We start from the raw sequence: 25,731 nt of genomic DNA, 5'->3' as shown, positions 1-25,731 counted from the left end.
ACGGGGACGAGTGCTTAGCGAAAGGGTGATATCCGCCTCACATGGAGTTGGACACAACATCGACAGCCACGGTTGTCGTAATGCTGATGTCGTGTTTACGACACATGTCGCGATCCCATCGACAGGGCTGTAGTGGGATGGCGGTTTTGCGCGAATGTCGCGGCAATCGCCGAAGATCCGTCCTGCCTCGCCGATGTTGCTGGCCGCCACTGAGTGGCATGGCACTTGCTGATGCCTCTCCTGTTCTCTCGAGTCCAGGAGAAATTCATGGCGGATGAGAAAGAAGTTGTGCTGTCGGAGCGGGAAAGACAGTGTTTGCGATGGGTCGAGGAGGGGAAGTCATCCTGGGCTATCGGCGTCATTCTGAAAGTGAGCGAGAACACCGTCAACTTTCATATCAAGAATGCGATGCGAAAGCTGGAAACGTCCAGCCGGACTCAGTGCGTCGTCAAGGCGCGACGTTACCGTCTTATTGAGTAACGGTCGCGGTTCCGTTGCCGCTCATACAGATCTAGCCAAATGTAAGGGGCGACTGCGGCTTGCTCCGGCGGAATGCGACGCGAATGACGCGGCCGCGGCCGTAGAGCCATAATATAGGCGCTGTTACTATGAACCGGGACGTGCTTCTATTTCGTCGCCGATCGTCACGGGGCTCCGTGGACCATTAGGGGAGGTGAGCTAACAGGCTCATGACCCCCTTGTAAGCTCGACGGCCGGTCGGATGTCTATGTTAACGATGTGATCGGTCCGTCCCCCCTGCGCGGCTGCGGCGGTCGTATGCGTGGCGTAAATTGAAGAGAGTTTATGGTAGCGGCTTACGTACTGAAGTCGTGGTCGTTCGGAAAGGCGGCGTAGCCGGTTGGGCCGGACACGAAGAGGGCACTCATAGTGCGTGAATCCATTTCCAAAAGCGTGCTGCTGGTAGACGTTTCATCATATTCTAGCGCTCTGTGCGGTCAACGATGTGCGCGCGATCCTCACGAAGCGTAGCTAGCTTGTTGAACGGCCTTTCCGCGGACACCCGGTGCGACTGTTGCGTTCTTCAGATGATGTGGTGGATTCGAGATAAGCTGAAGTTGTTTGCGGCGGACGGCGCGATCCCGGTGTTTTCCGAGGCGGGCGACTCGAAGTCGATGTGGCTGAGTTGGGCCACGACCAGAGGGCGTCATTCATGATTTGGAAACTTGGCAGAACCGGGAACGGCGTTGAGGAGGATTCGAGGCGCGCAACGCGACCACGAATCGGTGCGCAATGTTGAGCTCATATGCATTCTCCGCGTGGTGGGGACGACAAGTACGGGGCCGTTAACGACGCACGCTCCTACCATCCTGGTCAAACTTCGAGCTGCAATTTCGTTTGCTCTTGCATAGTGGGGAGTCGTTCGCATTGTTTTTGCCGCCGGGCAGAGCATCAAGCCGACCACATCGGAGGTATCCTCCTCAGGGTACGAACAGGGGCATGTCATGGAAGCGGATCGTATCACCGCGTAGGGGCACAATCTCATAGACCAAGGTAGTGGGCCGCGGCAGCTTGAAGGAAGCTTCTCTGCAGGTGTCTACCTCGTATTCGGATGCCCGATGAGCCGCCGCGCGGACCACGCCAGCAGCCCTATGATGCCCGTTTATATCCTACCGTCGGGGTGCCGGAGCGCGCGGCCGATGTTGGCAAAAGATCTCCGGCATCCAGACAATTGACTACTCCATAGACTTGTCAATGCGCGCTCGCGCCATGCAAATGGTGCCGATAGGACGGTGACCTCGTCACACCGCCTGAGTCTTCCTCCCATCGAGCCCCATTACGCGTCGCCGGCAACGACGGCAACGCTCTGCTTGCACTCATCAACTCGATGAAGCCAAACGTCATCTTGCCCTAATTTGGGATCTCGTCGCCTCATCCGCCACGACCGCCTTGAAATCCCGATTGGATGCAGCAATCCGATGATTTTGCTCGACTGGTCAGATTCCGGAAAGCTGGACCTGCCATCGTGCGTAATGGAGATATCTCGGGGCTGATCTGCGACTGCATCAAACGCAAGCATCGTCAAAGGGAGTTACGAGATGGTTCGGATCCATGACGCGATCGACACCGCAACGTTGGCTTCCAGCAGCACATCAGGCACGACCCAGCAAGATGAAACCTTAAGCCAAGCGGCCTTTGACCTGCAGCTGCACGACATGCCGTTGGAACAGGAGCAACAAGGAGGTGCAGGTCCTTCCGATGCTGTTGTTTCGGCTGACATGGAGGACGGCCTCGATACGGTCAACCAGAAGCCCGAAATGAAGCTGGTTGTCATCTCGAACCGGGTTGCCCCCTTCGACCCTAACAGGCCTCAGATCGGCGGGCTTGCGGCAGGTCTCGAACCGGTCGTTCAACATTCCGGTGCACTCTGGGTGGGTTCCTCGGACACCCAAGGAGATGGTAACGACCAGCCCTTGCCGCTGGTGAAGACCGGTGCAGGCGACGTGGCGAGGCTAGACCTGCCAGAGGCGGACTATGCCGGCTATTATCGAGGTTTTTCGAATTCGACCCTGTGGCCGGCACTGCACTCCCTGCTTGAACGGATGTCGGGCTCCGAAGGCGATTATGAGAGCTATCGAAATGTGAACGCGTTTATAGCGCGAGCGGCCTTCGACGTACGGGATCGTGACGCATTCTGGGTCCATGATTATCATTTACTTCCGCTCGCGGCTGAACTGCATAGGCTCGGCATCGATCGGCCGACCGGCTTTTTTCTGCACACGCCATGGCCGTCACCCGACATGATCGAGCGCGTACCCCACCATCGCGAACTTATGAAGTTGATGCTGGAGTACGATCTGCTCGGCTTTCAGACAAACCGAGATCTCAACAATTTTCTGGCCTGTCTGCAGGTATATTTCGGGCTGAAGAGCAAGGATGGCATCCTGACAACGGAGCGTGGCCAGACGCGGCTCCAAAAATTCCCGATCGGCATCGATCCCAAGCAGTTTGCGGAGTATCTTTCGGCAGAGGTTTCACCCGCTGAGGAAGAAAAACTCTCGTCATTATTGCAGAAGTTCGCGGGCACCAAGTTTGCGGTCGGCGTAGACCGGCTCGACTACACAAAGGGTATCGATAAGAGGGGCGATTCGTTCAACCACCTTTTAGCCGCGAAGCCTGGCAGCATCTCGTTGCTGCAGATCGCGCCGTCCTCTCGTGCGGACGTCGTCGAATATCAGAAGTACAAGGAGGACGTGGAGAATGCGATCAGCCAAGTCAATGCTGAGCATGGCACGGACGAGTGGAAGGCGATCCACTACACGAATGACTCGTTCAGCCAGGCTGCACTCGCCCGTGTTTACCGCGCCGCAAATGTAGGTCTCGTCACGCCGCTGCGTGATGGCATGAATCTCGTGGCGAAAGAATATGTCGCCGCCCAAGACCCAAATAATCCCGGCGTTCTTGTACTATCGAAGTTTGCAGGGGCGGCTGAAGATTTCAACGAAGACGAGGCACTGCTGATTGACCCAAACAATCCCGAAGAGATTGCTGATGCTATTTCGAAAGCGGCCAACATGCCGCTTGAGGAGCGTGTCAAGCGCTGGCGGTCGATGATGGATAAGATTGAATCCTACACGATCCACGACTGGTCGGCGAACTACCTCCGGGAGCTGGACGAAAGCCGCGTCATGATTCCGGCTGATCACATCCTCCTTCCCGGTTTCGGCTGGAGCAACGAGGCTCAAATGCCCTTATATCAAAGTTATGCGGCGGCGCTGACCGCCTATAACGAGATTGATCCCGCTGATGCCGCTTTGAAGCAGGCTGCCTATGCAGACGTCGAGTCGGCCTTTGAGGCTTTAGCGGCCCCACTGAAGCATACACAGGACAGACTCTGGGATCTGCAGGCGGCGACAGCTTCACGCGATGGTCGTCGCGGACAACAGCTCGGTGCCCGCGACGACTGACCGGGCGAAAAGCATAGCACGGCGGTTGACAGGCCTCTGTAGCAGGACAGAGGAGCAATCCAGGTCTTTGGCGCTGACGCGTGCACGAAACCAAGACGTCATGCGAGTGGTCCATGACCAGAATAGGGCGATACAGTCAACTCATGCTCCATCTGTAAACGACGCTGATGCGAGTGGTGGCGGCGACAGCCGGCGGGCCGCTACTCGTTGATCGCTCCGCGAAACGGCGCTTGCTCTGGGGCCGCAACAGCAACGTTACGAAACAGTTCGCAGTGAGGGTTGCACTAGCCTTGGACCGGCCCGGATGATCCGGCAGCAGCGGGCATTCTCGATCGAAATCTCGCCCTTGGTCTCGTTTGTGTAATCGGGCGTCGTCGATGAGACCACCGCTCGTGCGTCGGTCCAAACCGGGTGAATCAGGATCGTTTAAGCTGGACCGTGGCTCCTCAATTGCTGCTGATGCCAGCCTCATTTCGCCATCTTGTTGCGCAGAAGAACCTGATCTGGTGCTTGTACCTGTGGTTGATTGTTGGCTCAATCTCAAGAGGTGTTGCTACGTAGGCCGTTTCGGGGGCGTTCCTACTCTCCTCGTCTCGAGCGCAATCCTCTCGGCAACCAGTTAACGGCCCGAGTTATCGGTGTGACTTCGTGTGTTTTCGTAAGGAAAAAGCTCCTCCAAACTCAGCAATGCTTACAGCCGACGGGTCGGAGATCGCCATGCATACCACCCTTAGCCCGATGTCGATCTGGCTGCTGATCAATGCGCTGGACTTCGTCCTGATGATGCCCGTCGAGAAGTCCGCTCGGTGACGCCGACCAGGAGGACCTCAGCAGCATCGCTGCGCCCCCGGGCTTGCCACTGAAAATCGAAAATGCTGGTGCTCTCTCGGCGGTCCGCCGACACGCTGTGATGTCTGCTTGGCGACCAATGGCGGCAACCGAACATGGTCGCGGAGCCCCGAACGGCTGAAACTTGCGGCTCTTTAGCCGGCACGCAGCTTGCAGTGAGGGAACGCGACATAGCGCAAGCCGCGCTACGTCATGCGCTTGCGTGCTTCCCGCCGCTTCTGCTTGACGCTCCGCGGCCCGCGAGCGTGGCCGCTCGACCTCAGCCAGAGCAAATTTATGAAGACATCACTCCTCTTCGCCACACTGATCTCGATTGCCTGCTTCATCTCCACGACGCTTTCACAGGAGCGAACCGATGTGGCACTGACGGATGATCCATTCCGTTGGCTCGAGGAGATCGAAGCGCCAGCCGCAGTGGCTTGGGTTCGCGCCGAGAACGAGAAGACGCTCGGGGTGCTTCAGTCAGATCCTCGCTATCGGCACTTCTACGAACAGGCGCTCTCCATCCTGCAGAAGGATCGGATCGCAGATATTCCATTGGAAGGGCGCGGTCCGGAGCATTTCTGGCAAGACGAGAACCAGGTACGCGGCGTCTGGCGGCGCACCACGCGTGAGAGCGATCGTGGCCAAGACCCAAAGTGGGAAGCCATCCTCGACGTGGACGCCTTGGCCGTCGCCGAGAACAGAAATTGGGTCTTTCGAGGTGCCAGCTGCCTTCCGCCTGAACAGCGCCTCTGCCTAATTAGCCTTTCCGATGGCGGCAAGGATGCCGTGTCCATACGAGAGTTCGATAGCGTCGCCAAGACCTTCGTTGCGGGCGCTTTCATCTCCAAGAGGGAAAGCAGGACGTCAGCTGGGTCGATGGTGACACACTCCTTGTTGCACGGGACTGGGGCGAGGGGACTTTGACGGGGACCGGCTACCCGTTTGTGGTGAAGGAGCTCAAACGCGCTCAGTCGCTCAGTGAGGCTCGCGAGATCTTTCGTGGCGAGCCCACCGACAGTGAGACGCAGCCCCTCGTGCTTCGTGACAGCGAGGGTCATATTCGTGCGACCGGCGCGGTGCGCGCAATCAGCTCTTTCGAGTCCGAATATGTGGTCTTCCGCCCTGATCGGGCCGTCAAGCTCAAGCTGCCGAAGAAGGCCGAGATCGTCACGATCGCGTGCGGCCGCCTGCTTGTGAAACTTGACGAGGACTGGACGCCCTCAGAGGACAGCCGCTTCACGGCGGGCTCGGTGATCTCGTATGACCTCGACGAATGGAAGAAGGATCCGCTGCGCGCCAAAGCCTCGCTTGTATTTCAACCTGGGCCCCGCCAGGCCGTGAGCGAGTTAACCGCCACAAAGAAGTTTTTGATCCTGACGATCCTTGAGAACGTTCAAAGCAAAGCGTTCGTTTATAAGTACGATCATGGAGCTTGGTCCGCGACGCCCATACCGCTGCCGGAACAAACAGGTGTCAGCCTGTCAGTTACCTATGATGAAGCGGACAGGGTCAAGTTTACCGTCTCGAGTTATCTCGGACCAACGTCAGTCTGGTATTTTGATGCGCAAAGCAAAAGGCTTGAGGAACTGAAGAAGGCCCCGTCTGCCTCCGATGCGTCCAACCATGTCGTGGAGCAGCTCGAAGCCACTTCGCCTGATGGCACGTCAATTCCCTATTTTCTGGTGCGACCAAAGAACGCAAAGTTTGATGGCGCAATTCCGACACTTCTCCATGGCTATGGCGGCTTCCAGATCCCGCTTCTGCCCTCGGATCTGGGGCCGGGGGCGCGGCTCTGGCTCGAACAGGGCAATGCCTATGTCGTTGCGAACCTGCGCGGGGGCGGCGAGTTTGGCCCACAATGGCATCAAGCCGCGCAAGGGGCAATGAAGCAGACGACATGGGATGATTTCATTGCCGTTGCCGAGGACCTGATCCGCCGCAAGATCACGAGTCCACGCCGGCTTGGAGTAATTGGCGGCAGCCAGGGTGGGCTCCTCGTTGGCGCGGCAATCACCCAACGTCCCGAGCTCTTCAACGCGGCGATCATCGAGGTACCGCTGCTTGACATGCTTGGATACACCAAACTGGGCGCGGGCGCCTACTGGATCGGCGAGTACGGTGACCCCGCCATTGCCGAGCAGCGTGCGTGGATCGAACACTACTCGCCCTACCAGAAGCTGGTGGCGGGCAAGACCTATCCCGGTCCCTTAATTCTTACCTCCACCAAGGACGATCGTGTGCATCCAGCGCACGGCCGCAAGGCTGCCGCGAAGCTCGCTGCGCTGGGCCAGGCTTACCTTTATTACGAGAACATCGACGGGGGACACAGCGCCGCGGCCAATCTCAGAGAACACGCGCGTCAACTGGCCCTTGAATACACCTATGCATCGAGGCGGCTTTGTTCCGAGTAAACTTTCGGTCGACGGGCTGATCGAAGCAGAGAAAATCGAGACCATTGATTATCTCAAACGTCTTCACGTTGACTCGCTGAATTCATCGAAGTTCGTCAGATGCGGAAGCTACCGGTTGAACAGGCTCCGCCGTTGTCGAGCGGGTTTGCCAGCTCGCAAAACCGTGCGGATAACTTGCCAAATGCGCTTCCTTGAGGATTGTCTCGGCGGGCCCTGTTCATTCGACAGGACGCGATGTGCGGTTGACGTCCGAAGACGAACAGCCCAAGGGCAGCCATGCAAGCCTCTTCGTGCTTGAGAAAGCACTTCAGGTTGCTTCAATGCAGGCAGGCGCGGTAATCCTGCTCCACGTGCGCAAAGGAGTTCAAGGCCGCCCTGTTGTTCGATCTCCATGAAGAGCATTTGCCGGCTTTGGGTGAGAGTGGCATGTTCGAGGCTCCGCAAATCTTCTGTAAGCCGTTGGCGCGCGAAGGGTGAAGCGAAGATCAAAACGTCATCTGGACCTGTCGTCGACGTCAGGATTTTTGTCGCTTGCACGATGCGGCCGCAGCTAGACCACGCTATAAAAAAAAACGAGCACGTGATCGGCGCAGAGGCGCTGGGTATCTCTTGCCGACCGTCTTGATGGCCGGAAGACTCTTCGCTAGATCACAACGGTTCACTATGGAGATGCCGCCGTGGCAATGGGTACTGTGAAGTGGTTCAACTCGACCAAAGGTTATGGGTTTATCAGGCCTGAGGACGGAAGCCCCGATGTCTTCGTGCACATCAGTGCAGTCGAAAAGGCCGGTTACACCACTCTCGAAGAGGGGGCCCGGGTAAGTTATCAGCTCAAGACCGGGCGTTCGGGTAAGACGTCAGCTGAGGATCTCCGGGTTGGCTGATCTGACCCGCCTCCGGAAACTGCTCTCTGCAAAGCTTGTTGTCGCACCTATCCGGCGATGCCTTGTCACGGCGCGCCGCGCGTTCGGCCTTTCGACCGTCTCTTCTAGGCGTGGGGCTGTCTCGCAAACCGCTTGAGAGCCTCGATCTTCTGAAGCCATTGACCAATAGTTGCAGCCAGAGTTACAGCTGTACCAGTCACGTCGCAGTGCCGGCGGTGCCGCTGTGGAAACATATTTCGGCGAGCTAACCACGAACAGTTCGAGCCGTACGCTCGTGGACACGCCGTGAAGTGCATGTCGCGCACGTCACGAACACGGGCCGGATCCCGGCGGACTTTGTGTTTCGCGATGCTCTTGGCTGGGAAATGCGCAAGACCGGCGGCAATTCCTGTCTGCGCTCGAAAAGGAGCTTCGCCGATCAAAGAGAGTGGCCCCTCAACCAGGGCTTCAGCTTGACGTGCGCGCCGGCCTCGAGTGCCGCCGGGTTGGGCCAATTCCTCGCCGAGCGAAGTCGCCGCGCGAGCGATCACGGATGCCGCAATACCTATTCCTCCGCAGTCGCTGTCAGAGGGCGCGGGGTCGTCGCAGGAGAAGCGGACCCGCTGGAGCGCCTCGACTGTCGCCGTGGCTGGGAGGAGCGCGGCACCTATGTTAGGCTAGAGTTCTGTCGCGCGCAGCATCAATCAAATCGACTGCGGTCGTTCATGGCCACGAAATGATTGTCGGAGCAAGCGCGCGCGTAATCTTCGACAGCTAGAGCAGGTGTTGATCATATTTGCTCAGCTGTCACCCTGCTGCGCCTGTGAGGTATCGCAGCAGAGCGTGCAGAATTGACGGGCGGCTCTCCATCGCCTCTTCCTGTCCGTGATCGCCCTCCCAGGCGGCACTTCTGTTCTTGTCACCTCGGTGTGACGACCTCGCATGGGCTAAAAGCGAGTTGTGATCCAACGCGGCAATTGTCCGTCCTCGGGACGCAGAGGTTTCGCCAACTTGGTGAAAGGCCCCGATGATATTTTTCATTGGTGTTGGGTTATCCATGCCCGACGCGCAGCAGCTGCCTTGACGGCGCCGTCGATCAGGCTGGCCTCCTCTTCAGAGCGAAGGTTATCTCGCCGTTGTGGGGCCGGTAGCGCCGCTCGACATCGAGCGGACGCTATGGACTGCTTCGTTCGATGGGAATTAGCGGGCATTTCCCGGCCGGTCTTCGTCGATCTCCTCTTCATGAACCCCGCTCGTATTTGGGAGCAGAATTCCCGATCGGTAACTTCCCCGGCCGCTCCGCGTCGCTCTGGAAAAATGTTCCCGCTCGGTAACTTTTATGCTCTCTCCCTCGGAAATGGAGCGAAAAGTTCCCGCTCAGTAACTTTTCGCTAGACATTTGCTGCTTCAGCACGAGGCCTCGGCAATTCTGCGGCGGCAAATCTGCTCCCGGAGAACGCAACTCTCGGGACCGTAGGTCCTATGCTCGGCAAGTCGCCGGCCGATGTCATCGGTCTTCTTGCCGAAATGGTCCGCGACACCGCCGGCGCGCTCTCCATCGGACAACCTGGCACCGCGTTGATCGCCGGCAAATGGCGAGAGATCCCCGACCAGGCCTCGCTAGAGCGCATCCTCAACGAGCTACCCCACAAGCCCTTCCTCGTCGGCGAGGACGGCGTGTCGATGTCGCTTGCCGGTGTGCAGACGAAGCTCGCCATCGCGCTGGATGGCGACACCCTGTATATACCGATCAACGGCGCGCCATCGACCCACATCATCAAACCCGATGGCGAGCGTTTGCCCGGCGCCGTCCAGAACGAGGCATTCTGCCTGACGCTCGCGCGCATGATCGGAATCCCGACGCCGAAGGTGACGACCGGGACGGCAGGCGGACGTAGCTACCTGCTGGTTGAGCGATATGACCGCCGTCATGACGGCAAGCGGTGGCGGCGGCTGCATCAGGAGGACTTCTGCCAAGCCCTGGGCCGACCGCCAGCTGCCAAGTACCAGAACAACGACACAGGCTTAAAAGGACCATCATTGGCCGACATGCTCGGCGTGACCCTGCGCCACATGACAGCACAGCAGACCGCCCGCTTCGTCGATCTTGCCATCTTCAATCCGATGGCTGCTTGCAATCGACCCGAATTCGGCGGACAGCTACACGCTTCGTGTGCAGCGGCAGGCAACTGCGACGGAAGAAGCGGGTACATGGTCCACTCTCGGCGAGGATCGCAAAAATGCCGATTCGCTACCTGCAAAACGCTTATCACGCGCTGGACAGCTTTCTCCATGTCCCGACCATTCGTCAGTCCAATCTTGAACGGGATGCCGCGATAGTTTGCGTGCGGGCCCTCGAAATCCATAAACGCATATCGGACGTACTCGCCCGCGGTCGCGTCATCGGAAATCTCGGAAATTTCTACCACTGCAATTGTAGCTAACGCGAAGTGCCGGTAGCACGGTGTCGGGAGTTCCTGCTGGCCGGTGCGCTGCGGATCATTTGAGGATATCGCGCAGAGCAAGGCAAAAGACCGGACTGACGTAAGCTGTTCCGCTTGCGCTTTGCCGATCACGCTGCGTTTCATCAACGACGGACGGATTGAATATGACGCAAGCTTGCTTGCGGGCCCCGGCGACGTCCAAACGAACGCCCGTAGGCACCGAACTAGTATTTCGTGCGAACATACGCGCCGTAAGTACCATAGCACTGGTAGCCCGCTCGGTTCTTGTGAGATCGCAGCGTGCTGTCGTGCGTCTTGCGTTGGAACAGCTTGCCGCACACCGTGCAGCGAAAGACATAGGTCGGCCGTCGCTCGATGCCCCCGACCGGCGCCGGGCCGAGGTTCGTGGCGCCACAATTCCCGTCGATCGCGCGGTCGCCGGAATGGATTGGAAGCCGGATGGCGTCAGCTCAACCGGATAGCGCGGGGTAAACGTTCTCTGCATCGGCGTTACGCCTAGAATGCTGTTCAGCAAATAGCTGCGTGGCTGGCCGTCATCGGCGCGCACGGCCATAAGAAGAACATCGCCTGCTTTTGACCGACGCAGAGAATAGGCCTCGATCGCCCGTGTCGAGCGCTTCCCCTTCTGATCGCGATAGTCGATTTCGACTACTAGCCGGTTAGCGCCAGCGAACCGGATGGTCTCGATGAACGACTGACCGTGCGTACCCGCCGGGAAGTCAACAATACGCTCGTGAATGAGAGGCGCGCTGGCCGCCATGGCCATCACTGGTAAGACCGACTCAACGACCTGGCCATGGAGCCAGTCAAATATTTCAGGCAGAGCATCCCAAAACGAAGCTATCGGGAGCAGGGCGGGAAGCTGATGGTTCAACATGCCGATCCAGCCAGCCTCCACGTCACCGCGATGCGGTGCAATGTCAACCAGTCGTGGCAGGTTAATACCCTTGAATGCGCACTTCTGGCGCAGCACGTCGACGAACTGCACGCGCTCTGGCCTTGCATCGGCGTTCCGGTACAGATTAACAACATCATAGAGATCGCGCGGTCGAGTACGCTCGGCGAGAGCTCTAAACTTCTCGGCGAAGGCCTCGACGTAATCATAGGCCAGGACCTCGATGCCCTCCTCGGGGGCATCGGAATAAGGATGGAAGATTTCTACTGTCTCGGGCGGGAGAACGACATGTTCGTCGGCGGTCAGATCGAGCTTGATGCGAGGCAAGGGCCGGGTTGGTGAAACCGGCCCCTTGTAGCTAATCTTGCCCTGGCAGGAGAGACTGCCACGCGGATTCCGATAGATATCAAACTCCTGCTGGTCGGCGGGGACTTCGATGCCGGTCTCCTCATAAACCCAGGCTCCGACGTCGGCGAAGACCCGCTTGAGGAGCGCCTCATCGAGCTGGGCCTCGTCGCGGAGCGTGAAGTCGAGATCCTCGGAAAAGCGATAGGTTTCGAAGAAACATTTCTTGAGACAGGTGCCGCCTTTGAAAATCCATTTCTCGGCAAGCTCCTCGTGAGCGTAGATGCCGGCAAGCATCCAGCCGAGAACATAGTCCTTTTCGATGACATGCGGTGTGAGCGAAGTCTGCGCAGCAAGATCAAGGATTTCGCGCTTGTCGATCAACTAGCGTCTCCGGTGGCCCAGGATAAGGGAACAAGAAGCCGCCATCTTGAGATGAGTCGCTTGCATTCCAAAGCAGGATCAAGCTTGGCATTACCGGCCGAGAGCCTTGTGCGACATTGCTCCGCAAGCGCGCCTTCATCATCCTGCCGGTCGGCCAGGAAGCCGAGGCGTTTGAAAACGGCTCCATTCCCGAGCTGGTCTGCGTATTCGATCAATTTCTGGTCGCTGCGATCAGCTCGTTTGAAATAGGCGCCCAGACAGTCGGCGACTTGCTGGATGCCGCCGCCCAGGGCGGGATCGTCGAGCATATCAACGATGGTCCGGTGCACATCGGAAACCGGCACCTTCGTGTGATGCCGCCAGACGGGCTTGGTACCGAAGATCTTCTCCGCCTTCACGTGTTTGAGCGAAAAATAAAAGCCATGCCGTTGTTGCTGTTTCGTACGGATGGCCCGACCGGTGACCACAACGATGTCTTTGAATATTTGCTCGGTAAGGTCCCAATGCTCGGCAGCGGTGCGGCCAGCGACATAGGCTGGCGCGAAAAGCGCCGGCACGAGAACCCAGCCATCATCAAGAACACGTTCCGAACCGAGAGTATCGATGGATGCCGGAACGTAAGCACCAGTTCCGACCCGACTTAGCCAGCCTTGCTCGCGCCAGCGAGCAAGCCGCTTGGCCGCCTCGACCCTTGAAACGGCAAGAGCCTTGGCGACATCGGCGATATGGACGACATCCCCCGATGCAGCGAGAACACGCTGGAGCAGCGCGCGGCCATGGGGGAGACGGGGACTTTTCATATGAATAAATTCGCAAAAATATGGAAAATCTGCATGTAGAATACACTAATTCCAGGCCAGGTCAAGCTATCTACGTTGTTCTTCGCAAACATTGCGAAATCACGCATACGTAATATGTGTCCCGTCAGTCTCTTTGAAATCAAAAGAGGCTTTCCGCGATCAGGTGCATCGCAGCCTTATAGTCATCCGACTTGAACAGATGGCCGCAGCGATCCATCGTGACCTGGAGAGTGAGTTGCAGCAGCCTTGCGATACATCTCGACTGAGGTATCCCCTCGGCGGATTCTGAGTGCCGGGGCGACAAGCTGCATCGCTTGTTTTGATGCCGCCGATTCAGGGAGTGATAGCGATTGTCCTTGTTCCGCCATTTGCATGACGACGCGTTTTTAGCCTTCTCCCGCGATCACAAGCACCTGTACGCGGCCTGTCTGCTCGACCTCCATGAACGCTTCTTTTCAGGCGTGCCGTCGTTTCCAACCCCCCAACAGGTCGTCCATGCCATCTACGACGTCATGCGCGCCCACCCCGCCCTCTGGAATGAGGGCGATGATTTCGGCAGCCTGCCGGAAATGATCTCCGCGGGACGCCGCCGGATCCGGAAGGCCGACGTCGCGCTCGCTTCCGAGAAGGGCGACAAAGCGCTCGGTCTTGCCCGACAACTGTACGCCCGGCTGCTCGCCTGGGGATGGCTTGAAGAGGAGGAATACGGGCTTCGCGTTACCGTGGACATGGCTATGGGACCGCTGCTCGTGATCCAGCGGCTCGCGAGCCTCAATAAGGATCTCTCGCAAAGATTCGGCGGCTTGATCGTGCAAATCCGCCTCAACCTGGAGGCCGTCGAAAAACTGAGGCCCGAGATCACCGACCGCAAGCAGCGCGAAGCCGCGCTCGCCGTCCGCGAGGCGCGCAATCAGGCCGACCAGTTCACGAGGAGCCTGCGGGCCATTCTCGCCGACCTGAAGCGCGTCCGACGGACGGTCATGGAGTCGAAAACAGTCGCTACCCGGCTGGAAGCCTTTTTCGAGGAGTTCGTCGATCAGCTCCTGCTGAAGGATTTCGAGTCCATCCTCACCGTCAACCATCCGTACCGCTTCCGAGACGCTATCGTCGATCTCGCCCGGAGGATCTCCTATACCCCAGAAACCATGCAGGTCCTCGCCGAGGAGTACACAGCTTCCAGCATGGCAGCCGACATCGAGGACGGTCGAATGGCCGCGGCCGACGACCTACTGGCCATCGAAAGCATCTTCGAACAGATCGGGGAGATGTTCGATAGGATCGAGGCCTTCCGCAGGCAACTCGAAGCCCGGGTCCGCAACACCATTAAGTACGCGGAGCGGGGCGGGCAGGGACTCGTCGGACGGGCCGGCGACTTGGTGCGGCGCCTGGATGCCCTACTGCGGGACGGCAGACACCACAAGGCCACTATCGAATGGAGCATCGAACCGCTGCGGTCCGCCTGGTCGGAGCACCATCAGGCGCCGGCCAGGCAGCCGCGTCGCCCCGTCGAAGCAAGGGAGCTCGCCGAGCCGCCATCGGACCCGCTGTACGAACTGCGGAAGAAGCTCCGCCTCGAGTACATCGCTCGTATCGCGCCCCGCCCCGAGGACGTCAGACGATTCCTCGAGGGCCAGGTGCCGCCATTCGCGACCAGAGAAGCCCGCTTCATGGAAATCGATAACGTGGACGATTTTCTCGCCTTCGATTGCGCCCGCCGATACGCGTTGACGGGCGAAGTTCCGGCGCAGGTCGCGGCCGGGTTCGATCTGGAGCCGCGTCCAGACACGCCGCCCCACGACAGCGAATGGCTTCGGTGTGCGAACTTCGTGGTCAGGCGATCCGGCCACTTCCGGAAAGCAGAGGCAGCCCGTGCTCAGTGAGTTCGAAAACGCCGAGCGCTCCTTCGGCGCGGAAAAAGCAGCCGACCTCCGCAAAGCTCTGCACTTCCTGCTACGGCGGCAGTTCGTGTTCGCGGGAGATCCCCGGACTGGGACAGTCTACAACACGATCATGGATGGCCGCTTCCGCGACGTGGTCGACGGCTTTTTCGATAGTTGCGGATACCGCCTCCATCGCGATCCGGAGGCGCAATGGGCCGGCATCGTCGCCATGGATGAGGACGTGCCGCTGCCTCGAATGAAGCTCGACGAAACCATTGTTGTGCTGGTGCTGGCAGCATACTGGCAACAGGAGGTGAACGTCGGAGCGGTCGAGGACCGGGCCGTCGTAGTGGCCACTTTGAACGACCTGTTCGATCGCTACCGCGAGATGGCGCAACACGGCGGCGGAGGCGCGATCTCGGCCGCCCGCTTCCGGGACATCCTGCGCGAGGCCGCCCAACGCAGTTTGGTCGAGATCGGTGATTTTGACGACGAGGAGCAGGACTGCGAGATCAGGATCCGCCCGATGATCAAGCTGATCAGTGGCGGCGATGCCCTCCAACGGCTTGAGCGCTACGTCCGTAGCGAGGAGGCGCGGTTTCCGCAGCCGGCAGGAGACGAGGCATGATGGAGCTACGCCACCTGACGATGGTGAACTGGCACCTGTTCGACGTGGCCGACATCGACGTGACAGGACACGTCGGGGTCTTGGGCGAGAACCGGTCCGGCAAATCGACAATCCTCGACATGGCACAGGTCGTTCTCACCGGCGGGAGCCGGCGGTTCTTGCGCCTGAACGCCGTCGCCGGCGACAGCGGAAAATCGCGCAGCGGCTCCAAACGCAGCGTCGTCGATTACTGCCTTGGGACGCTCGGCGAAGACCAGCGCCGGCGCGACGAGGCGCGCACCTACGTGGCGCTAGGGTTCGAAGACAAGGAAGGCGATCGACCGCCGGTCACGATCGGCATGGCGCTTGAGGCGCGCAAGTCCGACAGCAGGGAGACCGTGCTGGCACTGTTCGTCGCCGTCGGGACCGTTCTGAGCTCCAAGGACTTCATCGAGCAGCGAGGAAAGTCGCAATTCCCGGCGCCTTGGGAGGACGTGCGCGCCCGGATCGTCGCTGCGGTCGGCGAAGGCAACTTCGTCAATCATCGCGATCGGGCAAGCGACTACGTCCGCGAGTACATGCGCCATCTTCTGCCGCATTCGCCCTATGGCGAGCAGAACGCCAGCGCCCTTCAGAAATCAATCGTCAACGCGATGACGCTCGACCACAACCAGACGGCCACGCAGTTCGTGCGGAACTACATCCTCGAGGACAGCCCGATCGGCATCAAGGAGCTGCGCGAGTCGATCCAGACATACCGCAACATCAGCGAAACCATCCGAAAGATGCGCCTCAGGCTCGAAGCCCTGAGGGCGCTTCGTGTCGTCCTCGGCACTCTTGAAGAAACGCTCGAGACCAAGTTTAGGGAGGAGTGGATCGCAAAACGCGGGACTTGGCTCGCGGCACGCGCGACAAACCTGGACTTCAAGACCAAGCGGCGTACCGAGATGGCGCGCCGGGACGCTGCAGCAAAAGAACTCGATTTCATCGACGACGACGTCAAAGCCATCGATAACGAGATCGAACGCCTCACGGCCGCGATCGCCGAGCACGATGCCAAGACCGGCAGAAAGTCCCTGCAGCAGACCGCCGATGTGGCCGGGCAGGCGGCGCACCGCGCCTCCGTGGACTTCAAGGCTCGCATGGAGAACATCCGTCGCCTGGAGCCGCTACGCGCGATGTGCGCGGACGGTTTCGAGGACTTCGTTCCTGCGCTTGAGCGTCTTCTGACTGCCACCGCCGGGGCCGAGATCGGGCACGTCTCCGACGAGCTCTCCGCGGCCGAGAAGTCCTTCGCCGCAAGCGGCACGAAATGGCTGCCGAAGATCGACGAAGCGCGTCAAACGATCATCGCGGAGCTTTCCGGGCTCCGAGGCCGGCGCGACGAGGTGCTCGAACGGATCCGACAGCACGCCGCCGGAGGGGCACGGGCCTATCTCGGCGACGACACTGAACTCCTCTGCCGCAGGCTGCGGCAGAGCGGAATGGCCCCGCGCGTGCTCTGCGACATCATCGAAGTCGCCGAACCCGAATGGGTAGGAGCCGCCGAGGCGCTCCTCGGCCGCGACCGTGAAGCCGTGTTCGTGGACAGAGCGGATATCAGCGCCGCCACGTCAATCTTCAAGGAAGGTCGCCGCGAGTTTCGCCATGCATCGCTCGTGAGCCTAAACAAGCTCGAGCAGTTCAGGGCCAAGCCGGAGCGCGGTACTTTCCCCTCGATCTTCCGGAGCCAGGATCCGGACGCGATGGCCTTCATCATGCGCCGCTACGGCACAGTCCGCCTCGCGGACACGCTCGATCAGTTCAACAGGCCGGCCGGGCTATCATGAAGGACGGCCTCTATGACGACGGCCTCGTAAGGACCCATCGCTGGATCGAAGCCTCGCAGCATAAGATTGGAAAGGCGGCCCAGGCGAACGCCCTGCGCTCGCTGCAGGATCAGGCCGAGGAATTGGATCGGCTCCAAAGGGAAAAGAGCAAGGAGGCCCAGGCGGCAGAGCAGGCCTTTGCCGCTCTGAAGAACATTTGCGAGGGACGTAACGATCTGAACGCTAGCGCCGCTGCCTTCGCAGCCGCGCAGACCGAGATCGCCGAAGCCCAGGCGAGGCTTGAAGCGCTCGACGGCGCGGGCGACGGCGGACTTCGCGACAAGAAACGAGCGCAGCAGAAGCTGAAGGAGAAGAGGCTCGATGAGCGAAAGATCCAGCAGAAGGCTTTCGGCGAGCATGACGGTGAGGTCAGATCGGCAGAAAGGAGACTCGGAGAGGGCGAAAACGTACCCGGCTCCGAGCTTAACCTGCGGGTCGCCCGGTCGATCTATCGCAAGACCTTCCCGCTCTACTCCGCCGCGAAGGGCAGGATCGTGTACCGCGAGCGCCTCAATGCCGCGGCCCAGAAGGGCTTCGCGGAGAAACACCGCGCCATCGCCGACAGAGCGCTCAAAGATGCGGCCGCCTCCGACGCCGAACGCCTCCGGATCGAGCGACGGGTCCGCGAACTCCTTTACGATTACTTCGACCAGTTCGGGATGAGCTCGCAAGTCGGCGCGGAGAGCGAGCCGCTGCGGGAGGTGAAGCCCTGGATGGAACAGCTCATCTCGGACATCGAATCCAACGAGCTACGCCAGTACGAACGGCAGGCTCGGGAAGCGGCGGAAAAGGCCTGCACCCTGCTGCGCGGTGAGTTCATCAACGCGCTAACGGCCCGGATCGGCAAGATGGAGCGGGAGCTGCAGTCGTTGAACCGCAGTCTCTACGCACATCCCTTCCACAACGAGCGCTATTCATTCCACCGCACCCAGGTCGTGGAATTCCAGCCCATCCTGAAGATCATCGAGATTGCCAAAACCTCTCCGGAGGCGCTCGATATGCTGTTCCGGGGCGACGTGCCCGATGACTTCCCGCACAAGGACACGATCCTTGCGCTCGAGGCATTGCTCGAGGATCAAGACAAGGACTTCACGCAGTTCGAGGACTACCGCAACTTCTACACCTTCGAGATTCACATGGAGGATGTCGCTACGGGCCGTTCAACCCGCTGGGAGCAGCGGCGCGGCACCGGATCCGGCGCCGAACAGCAGGTGCCCATCTACGTCGCCATCGGCGCTTCGCTGGCCGCCGTCTACGGCAGCGCGGAGCGTCGTGTCGGCAAGCCCGCCGGCTTCGCCCTCGCCATGTTCGACGAGGCCTTCTCCAAGATGGACGGCAAGAACCAGCGGCAGATGATGAGCTTTTACAAAAAACTCGGCCTGCAGTTCGTGATCGCGGCGCCGTTCGAAAAGCGGGTCGCCGTGCTCGAGCACATGGACACAATCGTGGAGGTGGACCGCATCGGCGAACAGTCCAGAGCCACAGTGGTGGAACTTAAAGAAAAGGCCAAGCGCGAACTGATGGCCATCGATCCGGACCTGATGTCCGAAGATGAGCTCGCCACCCGTCTCGCCGCCGAGTAGTCATGGCGCGACGTTTCACGGACGCGATCGGCCTGCTGAACGACCTGCTCGATCGCTTCGAGGCCGGCGCCGCAAGTCCAATCGCCCACCCCGACTATGCCGCTTTCTCGTCGGTAGTCGCGGCGGACGCGTTTCTGAACCAGATCAGGAAAGCCGAAAGTGCCGGCGCGGTGTCCATTGGCTGGGGGCGCGGCGCGAAGCGGGACCAAGTGGCGCACGTGCGGTTGACCTCGGCGGAGATCTTATACCGATACCTCGACCGCACGCCGGCGTCACGCATCGCGGAGGACGCCGCCGCGCGGCTTGTAGCCGGAGTGGCGCTGGACGAGTCCCTGAACAACAGCGGCTCTCAAATCGCGGAGGTGTGGGCGCGGGGTAAGACGTGGCACGGATTCGGTTCGTCCGAGGTCGACACGTTGCGCCATGCATTCGTTCTCGCCCAGGCGATCCTCGATAACAAGCATCTGGACGTCGACTACAAAACTTTCTCGCGACGTACGGTGGGGCACAGCAAGATACTCGAGCGCATCGAGGGTGCCGTGGTCCGGCTTTTGAGCGGCGTAATGGACTTTCCGCCTGGTGCCCGCCCCCGCGAGGCACTGCGAGCGATCGGACTGGAGCGTTTTGCCCCGCCGCTTCTGATCGCAGGCAAGATCGACCTTGATGGAGCCGACCTGTCCGGTATCTCTCCGCATTATCTCGGCATCAGTCCCAAGGAAGCAGATCGCGTCCGCTTCCGGGAGCCGCCGGCCTACATTCTGACAATCGAAAATTTCGCAAGCTTCAACCGGCACATCGCCGAAGCGGACCCCGGCCGATTAGGTACGACCATGTATGTCGGCGGGTACCCCTCGCTTGCCACCCAGCAGGCGCTGCGGACCATCGCAGGATTGGTATTCGAACAGACGCCGATCTTTCATTGGTCGGACATCGATCCGGACGGCACCTGGATCTTCCACACCATCGAGCGCGCCGTCGATCGACCGATCCGTCCCCACCTCATGAGCGTCGAAGTCGCCGAGCGCTTGGGACAAGTGCCCTTCAAAAAATCGGCACCCGCTCGATGTCCACCGAACTCCGGGATCGCGGCTCTGGCAGCGTACCTGGCGGAAGATGGAGCCAAGACACTCGAGCAGGAAGAACTCGATCCAGTCCTGCCGGAGCTTCATTAGAAAATGCGCGCGGATCAACGCGGTGCCGATCCCGATGAGCTTGCTCGGCCGACGACCTCCGTCGGCCTTTGTGAACAACACCTGCGTTCCGCAGCGCGAACGCCATAAGTAGGGCGGGCGGCTCCTTGCCGTGCTTCGACACAACGCACCAATCAAAAATGGTGGGAGCATTCTGGCCGCCGCACGCAAAATCTTTTCTATTGAGCGCTGCCAGGGTGAGCGCTGCTGTGGACGTCGTGGTTGCGGATTCGGATGTCTCGTTCAAGACGTGGTTTGTTCAAACGCGACAACAGCACCGCCTGCAACTACGTGCTACGGGAAACCGACATCGGTTCTTCATAAAACGCTCAACCGGCATTGGCATGCCGGTTGCTTGAACATGTGACCAACCACTTCTGACTATGATGCTCGTTCAGCATTCGGTCGAGGTATTCAGATGAAACTTGCCCGGTTGGTTGGTGGCAGAGGTCTCCTGATGCGCTTTCCAAACCATGCGGCTGCGCCGCGAACTCTGACTGGCGGTCCTCAACAAGATGGTGCAGGCCAACGTAAAAGCGTTATACCTCAGGACCATTGGTTGCGTCACTTTTCGCTGGGGCTCAAGCGCGGGCATCTGCGAGATGCCGAGTCTGGGTTTGTAAAGCTAAGCGGCGGCGTTCAATCGGCGCTTTGCAGATGGTCAATAAGCTGATGCAGGACGATTGGGATCTCGAGAAAATAGTCAGGCAACAGGACGAACTCAAGGTCAAGCTGCTTCGCGCCCACTCGGTTGTCGAGGAATGTAAGGCAGGATTGGCGGATCTCGAGAGGAGGCTTGAGCGTCGAGCGGTTTCATCATCGATCGATAAACGCCAGCGCAACCCTGCGGCGAACAATTCAATACGTAACGCGCGACCGCGCAAATCCCGACGCTTCGATGATCCTGTTGATCAGAATGCTGGTGTGACGTTTTCGAGTCGAACATGGGATCGCTGAAAGTGCTGCCGCGCACGTTGGCAGCGAACGGTTTTGTCGCGGAATTGGTGAAGATCTTGCGACGCATGGGGTTGCGCGCCCGGCGGGCGAATTGGACAGCGGCCCTGTCGATAGGCGCGTTTGGTTGACCGCGGTGTGTTGGCAAGGGGATGCGCGCAGAGTAGCACCACATACGGGACGTATCGCCGCGTCTTTGGCTAGAGTCTCCTGCTTCGGGGCTATTCAGCAGATGTTCTGAATCGAATATCAAAGCTCTACAGCTTGAGCCAGCCAATTCGGTCGTTTTGTCCGTCTTAAGGTGTTCAAATTACCGGTAGACGTCTCTGGACCGGGCGCGAGGGGCGCGTTCAATGACGCGATGGTCGGCTATCGCCGTGGGGCAAGGCATGCGAGTGACGGACGGTGCTGACCGCGGAAGCCGACCATGCCTCACGGCCATCGCATGGAGGATGATGAGAACCGGCTGACTATGTCCGCATACGATCACAATTCACCGAAAGACGGCAGGTAACGGCGGTCACCTAAATTCGTGAGACGCCAGGAACAGGGTTCTCGGTGAGAATGCGATCTGGGGCGGGCCGCAGCCTCGTCAGCTTCTCGAAAGCTTCTCCGTATAGGGACTAACCCAGTGATCCTTGACGGGGAGGCTGGCATGGACTCGCACGATTGCGCCATATCCAATGCCGCACCTCCGCCATCGGTACAGCACGCCGTTCCAGACGATCAACCGAACCAGGCGGGAGCAGACGCCTTTGAGCAGCAATTAGATGCGGCGGGCTTACGGCGAACCGGCTTCGCGTCCATCCCTTGCTGAGCGAGCGCCAGCTGGCGCGAAATATCGCGCCGCATTTTCGACTGTGATTGGAGTGCTGGATGTTTAGACCCCTTGCCGATCTGGCAGCGGCCAAGTAGCCGGGGCTCAATCGAAGCGCAGCGGATCGCCTTGGATAAAGTTTAGCGCCAGAGGCGGTGAACAGTTCTTGTCCCTAACCCTGCGGCGCTCGACCTCGATCTCGCCGCCATGAAAGCTGATCCCCCACGTTCGTCCGGGACGTGTCGCTACTAATCTTGCGGTGCGCCTTCCTGGCTGTACGGTGTCAAGTGACCGTGGGCGCTCCTGACACTTCTTGTAGGCGGGTCTTTGATCGAACGCCGATGCGGCGGAGTGCGGATTCTCCCGCACTTGAGATGCCGCTTCGGGCGCTTAAACACTGTGAGAACGCCGAGAAGCTGTTTGGATTTTGGACTATCGCACAACGCTTCGTCTTATTCGCGCATAGGCAAGGTGCTGCGGCGCGATCGCAAAGTCGAAGACTCTGCTGCGTCTTATAAATGTCATCTTGCGCGGGCCAGTGACGCGCGCGACGGCTCGATCGAGCCAGCGCTCAAATACCAGAAAAGGCACGCGGCAAGGATGCGTGCGACAAAGCACGAGCAGGTCAATGATAAAGCGTTTTCGCAACTGGATCCTATTGTCCATACTCACCTCCATGGTTGTCTGCCCCGCCGCAAAGGCGCAAGACCGCCGGACTATCGCCGAACCTGTTGCACCTCATACGGTCTGCGACCGCCCTGTGCCTTCCGGCAAGAACGATACAGTTAGCCTACAAGACGCCATTGAACATTGCCCCGCTGGGGCTGCAGTTTATCTCGGGCGCGGCGAGTTTCACTCAGGTCCACTCGACATGAAATCGGGCGTGACCTTATGGATCGGACGCGGTGCGACGCTGATCGCCATTCCCGAACCTGCTGCTTACGACAAGGGCCTCGGACAATGTGGCCGCATCGCGGAAAAGGGCGACGGCTGCCGGCCATTCATCAGCTTTTCAAAAACGCGTGGCGGCGGCATCTACGGAGAGGGCATCATCGACGGTCAGGGTGGAGCAATTATTGGCGGCGGCGCGGAAAGCTGGTGGCAGCTAGCGCGTCGCGCTCAAGCTCAGGGCGGCAAACAGAACGCCCCGCGCTTGATCCAGATCGATCATGCGCAGGACATCACGTTCTCTGGTGTCACCTTGCGCAGCGCTCCCAATTTTCATGTCGCGATGAGCAGGGTCGAAGGTGCCACGTTCTGGGGCCTCACGATTGATTCGCCGGCGGATGCCCGCAACACCGACGGCATCGATCTTGGCGCGAGTCAGGATGTGACCATCACTCACAGCTTGATCCGTACGGGTGACGACAACGTCGCAATCAAAGCCGGCGATAATGGCTCGAGCAGCCATATCTCGATCATTGATAATTATTTCGGCTGGGGACATGGCATGTCTATCGGCAGTGAGGTGAATTCCGGGGCCAGAGACATATTGGTGCGTAATCTGACGCTGGATGGTACGACGTCTGGCCTGCGCATCAAGAGCGATGTTAGCCGAGGCGGTCTGGTAGAGAGCGTGACTTATGAGTACGTGTGCCTGAGGGGCAACAGGTGGCCGGTGGCTTTCGATACAAAATATGATCCGCGCGCACGAGGCACGAGGATTCCGGTCTATCGGCAAATCGTTCTCCGTCATGTGCATGGCGACACCGGTGTGTTGCTGATGCGCGGCCTAGACGAGGGGCATGCGCTTGACGTGACACTCGAAGATGTCCGATTTGCCAGTTCCGCGACTTGGCAAGTTGAACATGCGAACGTTACCGCATCTGACGTATCACCGCCGCTGCCCGGACGAGTTGCAAAGCCGCTGCGGCGCGGATCGGAGGTATGTTCCAGCGCATTCCGCGACGGCGGTTGGTAAAGCACTACACCCGGTGTCGAACTCGCTGCTGAGTTCCGCATTTGGGGCAAGATGACCGGTGTGACGAAGGTCAGCCTCATGCCCCGAGTTGGTTGCACTTGTCCGACGGTTTGCAGGGCCGGGAAAACGAAGGTGACGCGCAGGTTCTGATTCTGTGCAAAAAATGTGTTTGACCATGCACGGCGACTATCCCGCGGCGGTATCTCATATCGACCGCGTCGAACGTGTCGCGAACTCAACGACGAGTGAGATCACATGCGAATTTTCGTGCCTTCCGCTGCGCTTCTGGCCGGGTGTTTCTGCATCCCGGCAGCGTATGCTGAGCCACTATTCGTGTCGCATGCCGGAAATGCAGACTATCACTCCGTGCAGCAAGCCATCGACGCATTGCCGGCGGAAGGCGGAAATGTCCGGATCGCGCCGGGCGTCTATCGCGAGAAGGTCAAAATCTCCAAATCCGGCATTCATATCGAAGGGACTGGCAGGAAGCCGGAGGATACGATCATTGTGTATGGCGACGGCGCGATCAATGTAGGAGGAACCGCCCGTTCGGCGACGCTGGATGCCGCTGGCGATGACTTGCGGCTCGAGAATCTGACCATCCAGAACGACTACGCTCTCAATCCGGCCAATCCCCCCTCGCAGGCCGTAGCATTGTCCGTTACCGGAGACAGGGACCTCGTTACGCGCGTCCGCCTGCTCGGTGCCCAGGACACGCTATTTGCTGGCAAGGGACCAAACGGCAGAATGTCACGACAATACTTCTCGAACTGCTACATCGAAGGGCATGTCGATTTCATCTTTGGTAACGCCAAGGCCTGGTTCCGGCAATGTGAGTTGCACGGCATCGCTAATCAAGCGGTCATCTATACCGCTCAGAGCAAGGCAGCGCCGGATGAGGACAGTGGCTATGTTTTTGATCATTGCAGGTTAACTGCCGCCCCTGCTGCGGGCTATATCGCACTTGGCCGCCCTTGGCGTCCCTACGCCACAGTGGTCTTCTTGTCAGCGAAGATAGATGCCCCCGTGATCGCGGAAGGGTGGCGCGAATGGACGCCCGGCAAGACCGATACCTTGAGGACAAGCTACTATGCTGAATACAGATCCTTCGGCCTCGGGGCCAACCCCTCAGCCCGCGAGCCCCACTCCCATCAACTGACAGATGGCGAGGCTGCGAGATGGTCGCTGAGCGTGTTCTTCGGAGGCGCCACAGATTGGTTGCCAAAGGGGACCATATCGATGGAAGACAAAGCAACGGTGACGAGACGACGGCGATCGTCGGATGAATGACGGGGGAGCGCGGATATGACGGCGGCGTAAGCTGTCACCGACATCGCGCTGGGCACCATATTTGTGGACAATCGAACACCTCACCAGACGGTTACTCACGAACAGGAAAACGCGCAACTGCGTGCGATAGCCCAGTGCTTGACGAACGCGATGCATGTGTGGAGCGCATCAAGTTCACGGTGCATGCCTTGCCTCGCGGCGATCGGCAGAGCCCTGAAATAGGTCGGTGGCGAGGGGCGCTACAGCCCCTGGCTATATCAGAAATGGCCGTGAACGCCGCGATCCATCGGCCTCTTGATCGATCATTAATCCGGCGGCAGCGAGCGAATAGGCCTGGACGGCTCGCTTCTGCGCCGAAACCCTTTCCATGAAGCCGCCGAGTATCCCCGGAAAGGTCTGTTCTTTCATGTTGTCTCTCGAACAACGGAGGGATCGATCGTGCGCAACTCCTGTTGAGCTTCTCAGGTGGAACCGGCGGTAATAGCGACCTCGCCGTCAGGAGTGGAAGGAGCCGTTTGGCATTTCCACGAGCTCACCGCTTCGCCGATGCAGCCGCCACGTGCGCAGGATCTTGCCGCATCCCTTTTTCCGGCCCTTCTTCCTGACCGCTGCGCGGAACAAACGAACAGGTCATCGCGTCGATTGTCCGCCATGGTCACCGGAAAGCGTTAGGGCAGGGAAGTCAAACTGCTCGCGTA

General features: G+C 59.5%; 18 protein-coding genes. 15 read left to right on the top strand and 3 right to left on the bottom strand.

Annotated features, from left to right (window positions below):
- Window positions 1-267 precede the first annotated feature (267 nt).
- From FOM02_RS31120 to FOM02_RS31095, 6 genes are all read left to right on the top strand, one after another.
- The gene (locus FOM02_RS31120) at window positions 268-480 is read left to right on the top strand and encodes a response regulator transcription factor (RefSeq protein WP_027562785.1); all 213 of its coding nucleotides are present in this window, start codon (window positions 268-270) and stop codon (window positions 478-480) included.
- A 1,577-nt stretch (window positions 481-2,057) separates the two neighbouring features.
- Window positions 2,058-3,926, top strand: coding sequence for an alpha,alpha-trehalose-phosphate synthase (UDP-forming) (locus FOM02_RS31115; RefSeq protein WP_265440493.1), 1,869 nt, complete (start codon window positions 2,058-2,060; stop codon window positions 3,924-3,926).
- A 1,125-nt stretch (window positions 3,927-5,051) separates the two neighbouring features.
- Window positions 5,052-5,684: a hypothetical protein gene (locus FOM02_RS31110; RefSeq protein WP_265440492.1), complete on the top strand. Its 633-nt coding sequence runs from the start codon at window positions 5,052-5,054 to the stop codon at window positions 5,682-5,684.
- Entirely contained in the window at window positions 5,681-7,171 is a 1,491-nt protein-coding gene (locus FOM02_RS31105; RefSeq protein WP_265440491.1) for a prolyl oligopeptidase family serine peptidase, read from the top strand. The genes FOM02_RS31110 and FOM02_RS31105 overlap by 4 nt, the downstream gene beginning before the upstream one ends.
- 677 nt (window positions 7,172-7,848) lie before the next feature.
- Window positions 7,849-8,055 (top strand): cold-shock protein, encoded by a 207-nt coding sequence (locus FOM02_RS31100; protein ID WP_265440490.1) that lies wholly within the window; start codon window positions 7,849-7,851, stop codon window positions 8,053-8,055.
- Window positions 8,056-9,516: 1,461 nt separating this feature from the next.
- A complete protein-coding gene (locus FOM02_RS31095) occupies window positions 9,517-10,374 on the top strand; it encodes a HipA domain-containing protein (RefSeq protein WP_265440489.1) in 858 nt (285 codons plus the stop codon).
- Window positions 10,375-10,533: 159 nt separating this feature from the next.
- Here FOM02_RS31095 and FOM02_RS31090 read toward each other — a convergent pair whose 3' ends face one another.
- On the bottom strand, window positions 10,534-12,123 hold the full coding sequence (locus FOM02_RS31090) for a nucleotidyl transferase AbiEii/AbiGii toxin family protein (protein WP_265440488.1): 1,590 nt from the start codon (window positions 12,121-12,123) through the stop codon (window positions 10,534-10,536).
- Window positions 12,120-12,923 carry a type IV toxin-antitoxin system AbiEi family antitoxin domain-containing protein gene (locus FOM02_RS31085; protein WP_265440487.1) on the bottom strand — a complete coding sequence of 268 codons (804 nt, stop codon included), beginning with the start codon at window positions 12,921-12,923 and terminating at the stop codon, window positions 12,120-12,122. The genes FOM02_RS31090 and FOM02_RS31085 overlap by 4 nt, the downstream gene beginning before the upstream one ends.
- Window positions 12,924-13,273: 350 nt before the next feature.
- Between FOM02_RS31085 and FOM02_RS31080 the strand changes: the two genes are divergently transcribed.
- The 9 genes from FOM02_RS31080 to FOM02_RS31040 all read left to right on the top strand — a co-directional run bounded on the left by FOM02_RS31080 (window position 13,274) and on the right by FOM02_RS31040 (window position 25,033).
- Window positions 13,274-14,803 (top strand): Wadjet anti-phage system protein JetA family protein, encoded by a 1,530-nt coding sequence (locus FOM02_RS31080; protein WP_265440486.1) that lies wholly within the window; start codon window positions 13,274-13,276, stop codon window positions 14,801-14,803.
- Complete coding sequence (locus FOM02_RS31075) at window positions 14,793-15,431, top strand: DUF4194 domain-containing protein (RefSeq protein WP_265440485.1); 639 nt, start codon at window positions 14,793-14,795, stop codon at window positions 15,429-15,431. Before FOM02_RS31080 ends, FOM02_RS31075 begins: the two co-directional genes overlap by 11 nt.
- Window positions 15,432-15,475: 44 nt before the next feature.
- Window positions 15,476-17,239: an AAA family ATPase gene (locus FOM02_RS31070; protein ID WP_265440484.1), complete on the top strand. Its 1,764-nt coding sequence runs from the start codon at window positions 15,476-15,478 to the stop codon at window positions 17,237-17,239.
- Window positions 17,236-18,861, top strand: coding sequence for an SbcC/MukB-like Walker B domain-containing protein (locus FOM02_RS31065; RefSeq protein ID WP_265440483.1), 1,626 nt, complete (start codon window positions 17,236-17,238; stop codon window positions 18,859-18,861). The genes FOM02_RS31070 and FOM02_RS31065 overlap by 4 nt, the downstream gene beginning before the upstream one ends.
- A gap of 2 nt (window positions 18,862-18,863) precedes the next feature.
- On the top strand, window positions 18,864-20,033 hold the full coding sequence (locus FOM02_RS31060; protein ID WP_265440482.1) for a Wadjet anti-phage system protein JetD domain-containing protein: 1,170 nt from the start codon (window positions 18,864-18,866) through the stop codon (window positions 20,031-20,033).
- Between the two features lie 675 nt (window positions 20,034-20,708).
- On the top strand, window positions 20,709-21,008 hold the full coding sequence (locus tag FOM02_RS31055; RefSeq protein ID WP_265440481.1) for a hypothetical protein: 300 nt from the start codon (window positions 20,709-20,711) through the stop codon (window positions 21,006-21,008).
- Window positions 20,996-21,136 carry a hypothetical protein gene (locus FOM02_RS31050; RefSeq protein ID WP_265440480.1) on the top strand — a complete coding sequence of 47 codons (141 nt, stop codon included), beginning with the start codon at window positions 20,996-20,998 and terminating at the stop codon, window positions 21,134-21,136. Before FOM02_RS31055 ends, FOM02_RS31050 begins: the two co-directional genes overlap by 13 nt.
- A 1,314-nt stretch (window positions 21,137-22,450) precedes the next feature.
- Window positions 22,451-23,743: a glycoside hydrolase family 28 protein gene (locus FOM02_RS31045; protein ID WP_265440479.1), complete on the top strand. Its 1,293-nt coding sequence runs from the start codon at window positions 22,451-22,453 to the stop codon at window positions 23,741-23,743.
- Between the two features lie 255 nt (window positions 23,744-23,998).
- Window positions 23,999-25,033: a pectinesterase family protein gene (locus FOM02_RS31040; protein ID WP_027562775.1), complete on the top strand. Its 1,035-nt coding sequence runs from the start codon at window positions 23,999-24,001 to the stop codon at window positions 25,031-25,033.
- 252 nt (window positions 25,034-25,285) lie between these two features.
- Here FOM02_RS31040 and FOM02_RS31035 read toward each other — a convergent pair whose 3' ends face one another.
- Window positions 25,286-25,441: a hypothetical protein gene (locus FOM02_RS31035; protein WP_156950884.1), complete on the bottom strand. Its 156-nt coding sequence runs from the start codon at window positions 25,439-25,441 to the stop codon at window positions 25,286-25,288.
- Between the last annotated feature and the right edge of the window lie 290 nt (window positions 25,442-25,731).

Source organism: Bradyrhizobium sp. SEMIA (assembly GCF_014844175.1).
In the GTDB taxonomy this organism is placed as follows: Bacteria; Pseudomonadota; Alphaproteobacteria; order Rhizobiales; family Xanthobacteraceae; genus Bradyrhizobium; species Bradyrhizobium arachidis.
This window is presented reverse-complemented; position numbering and strand designations above follow the sequence as displayed.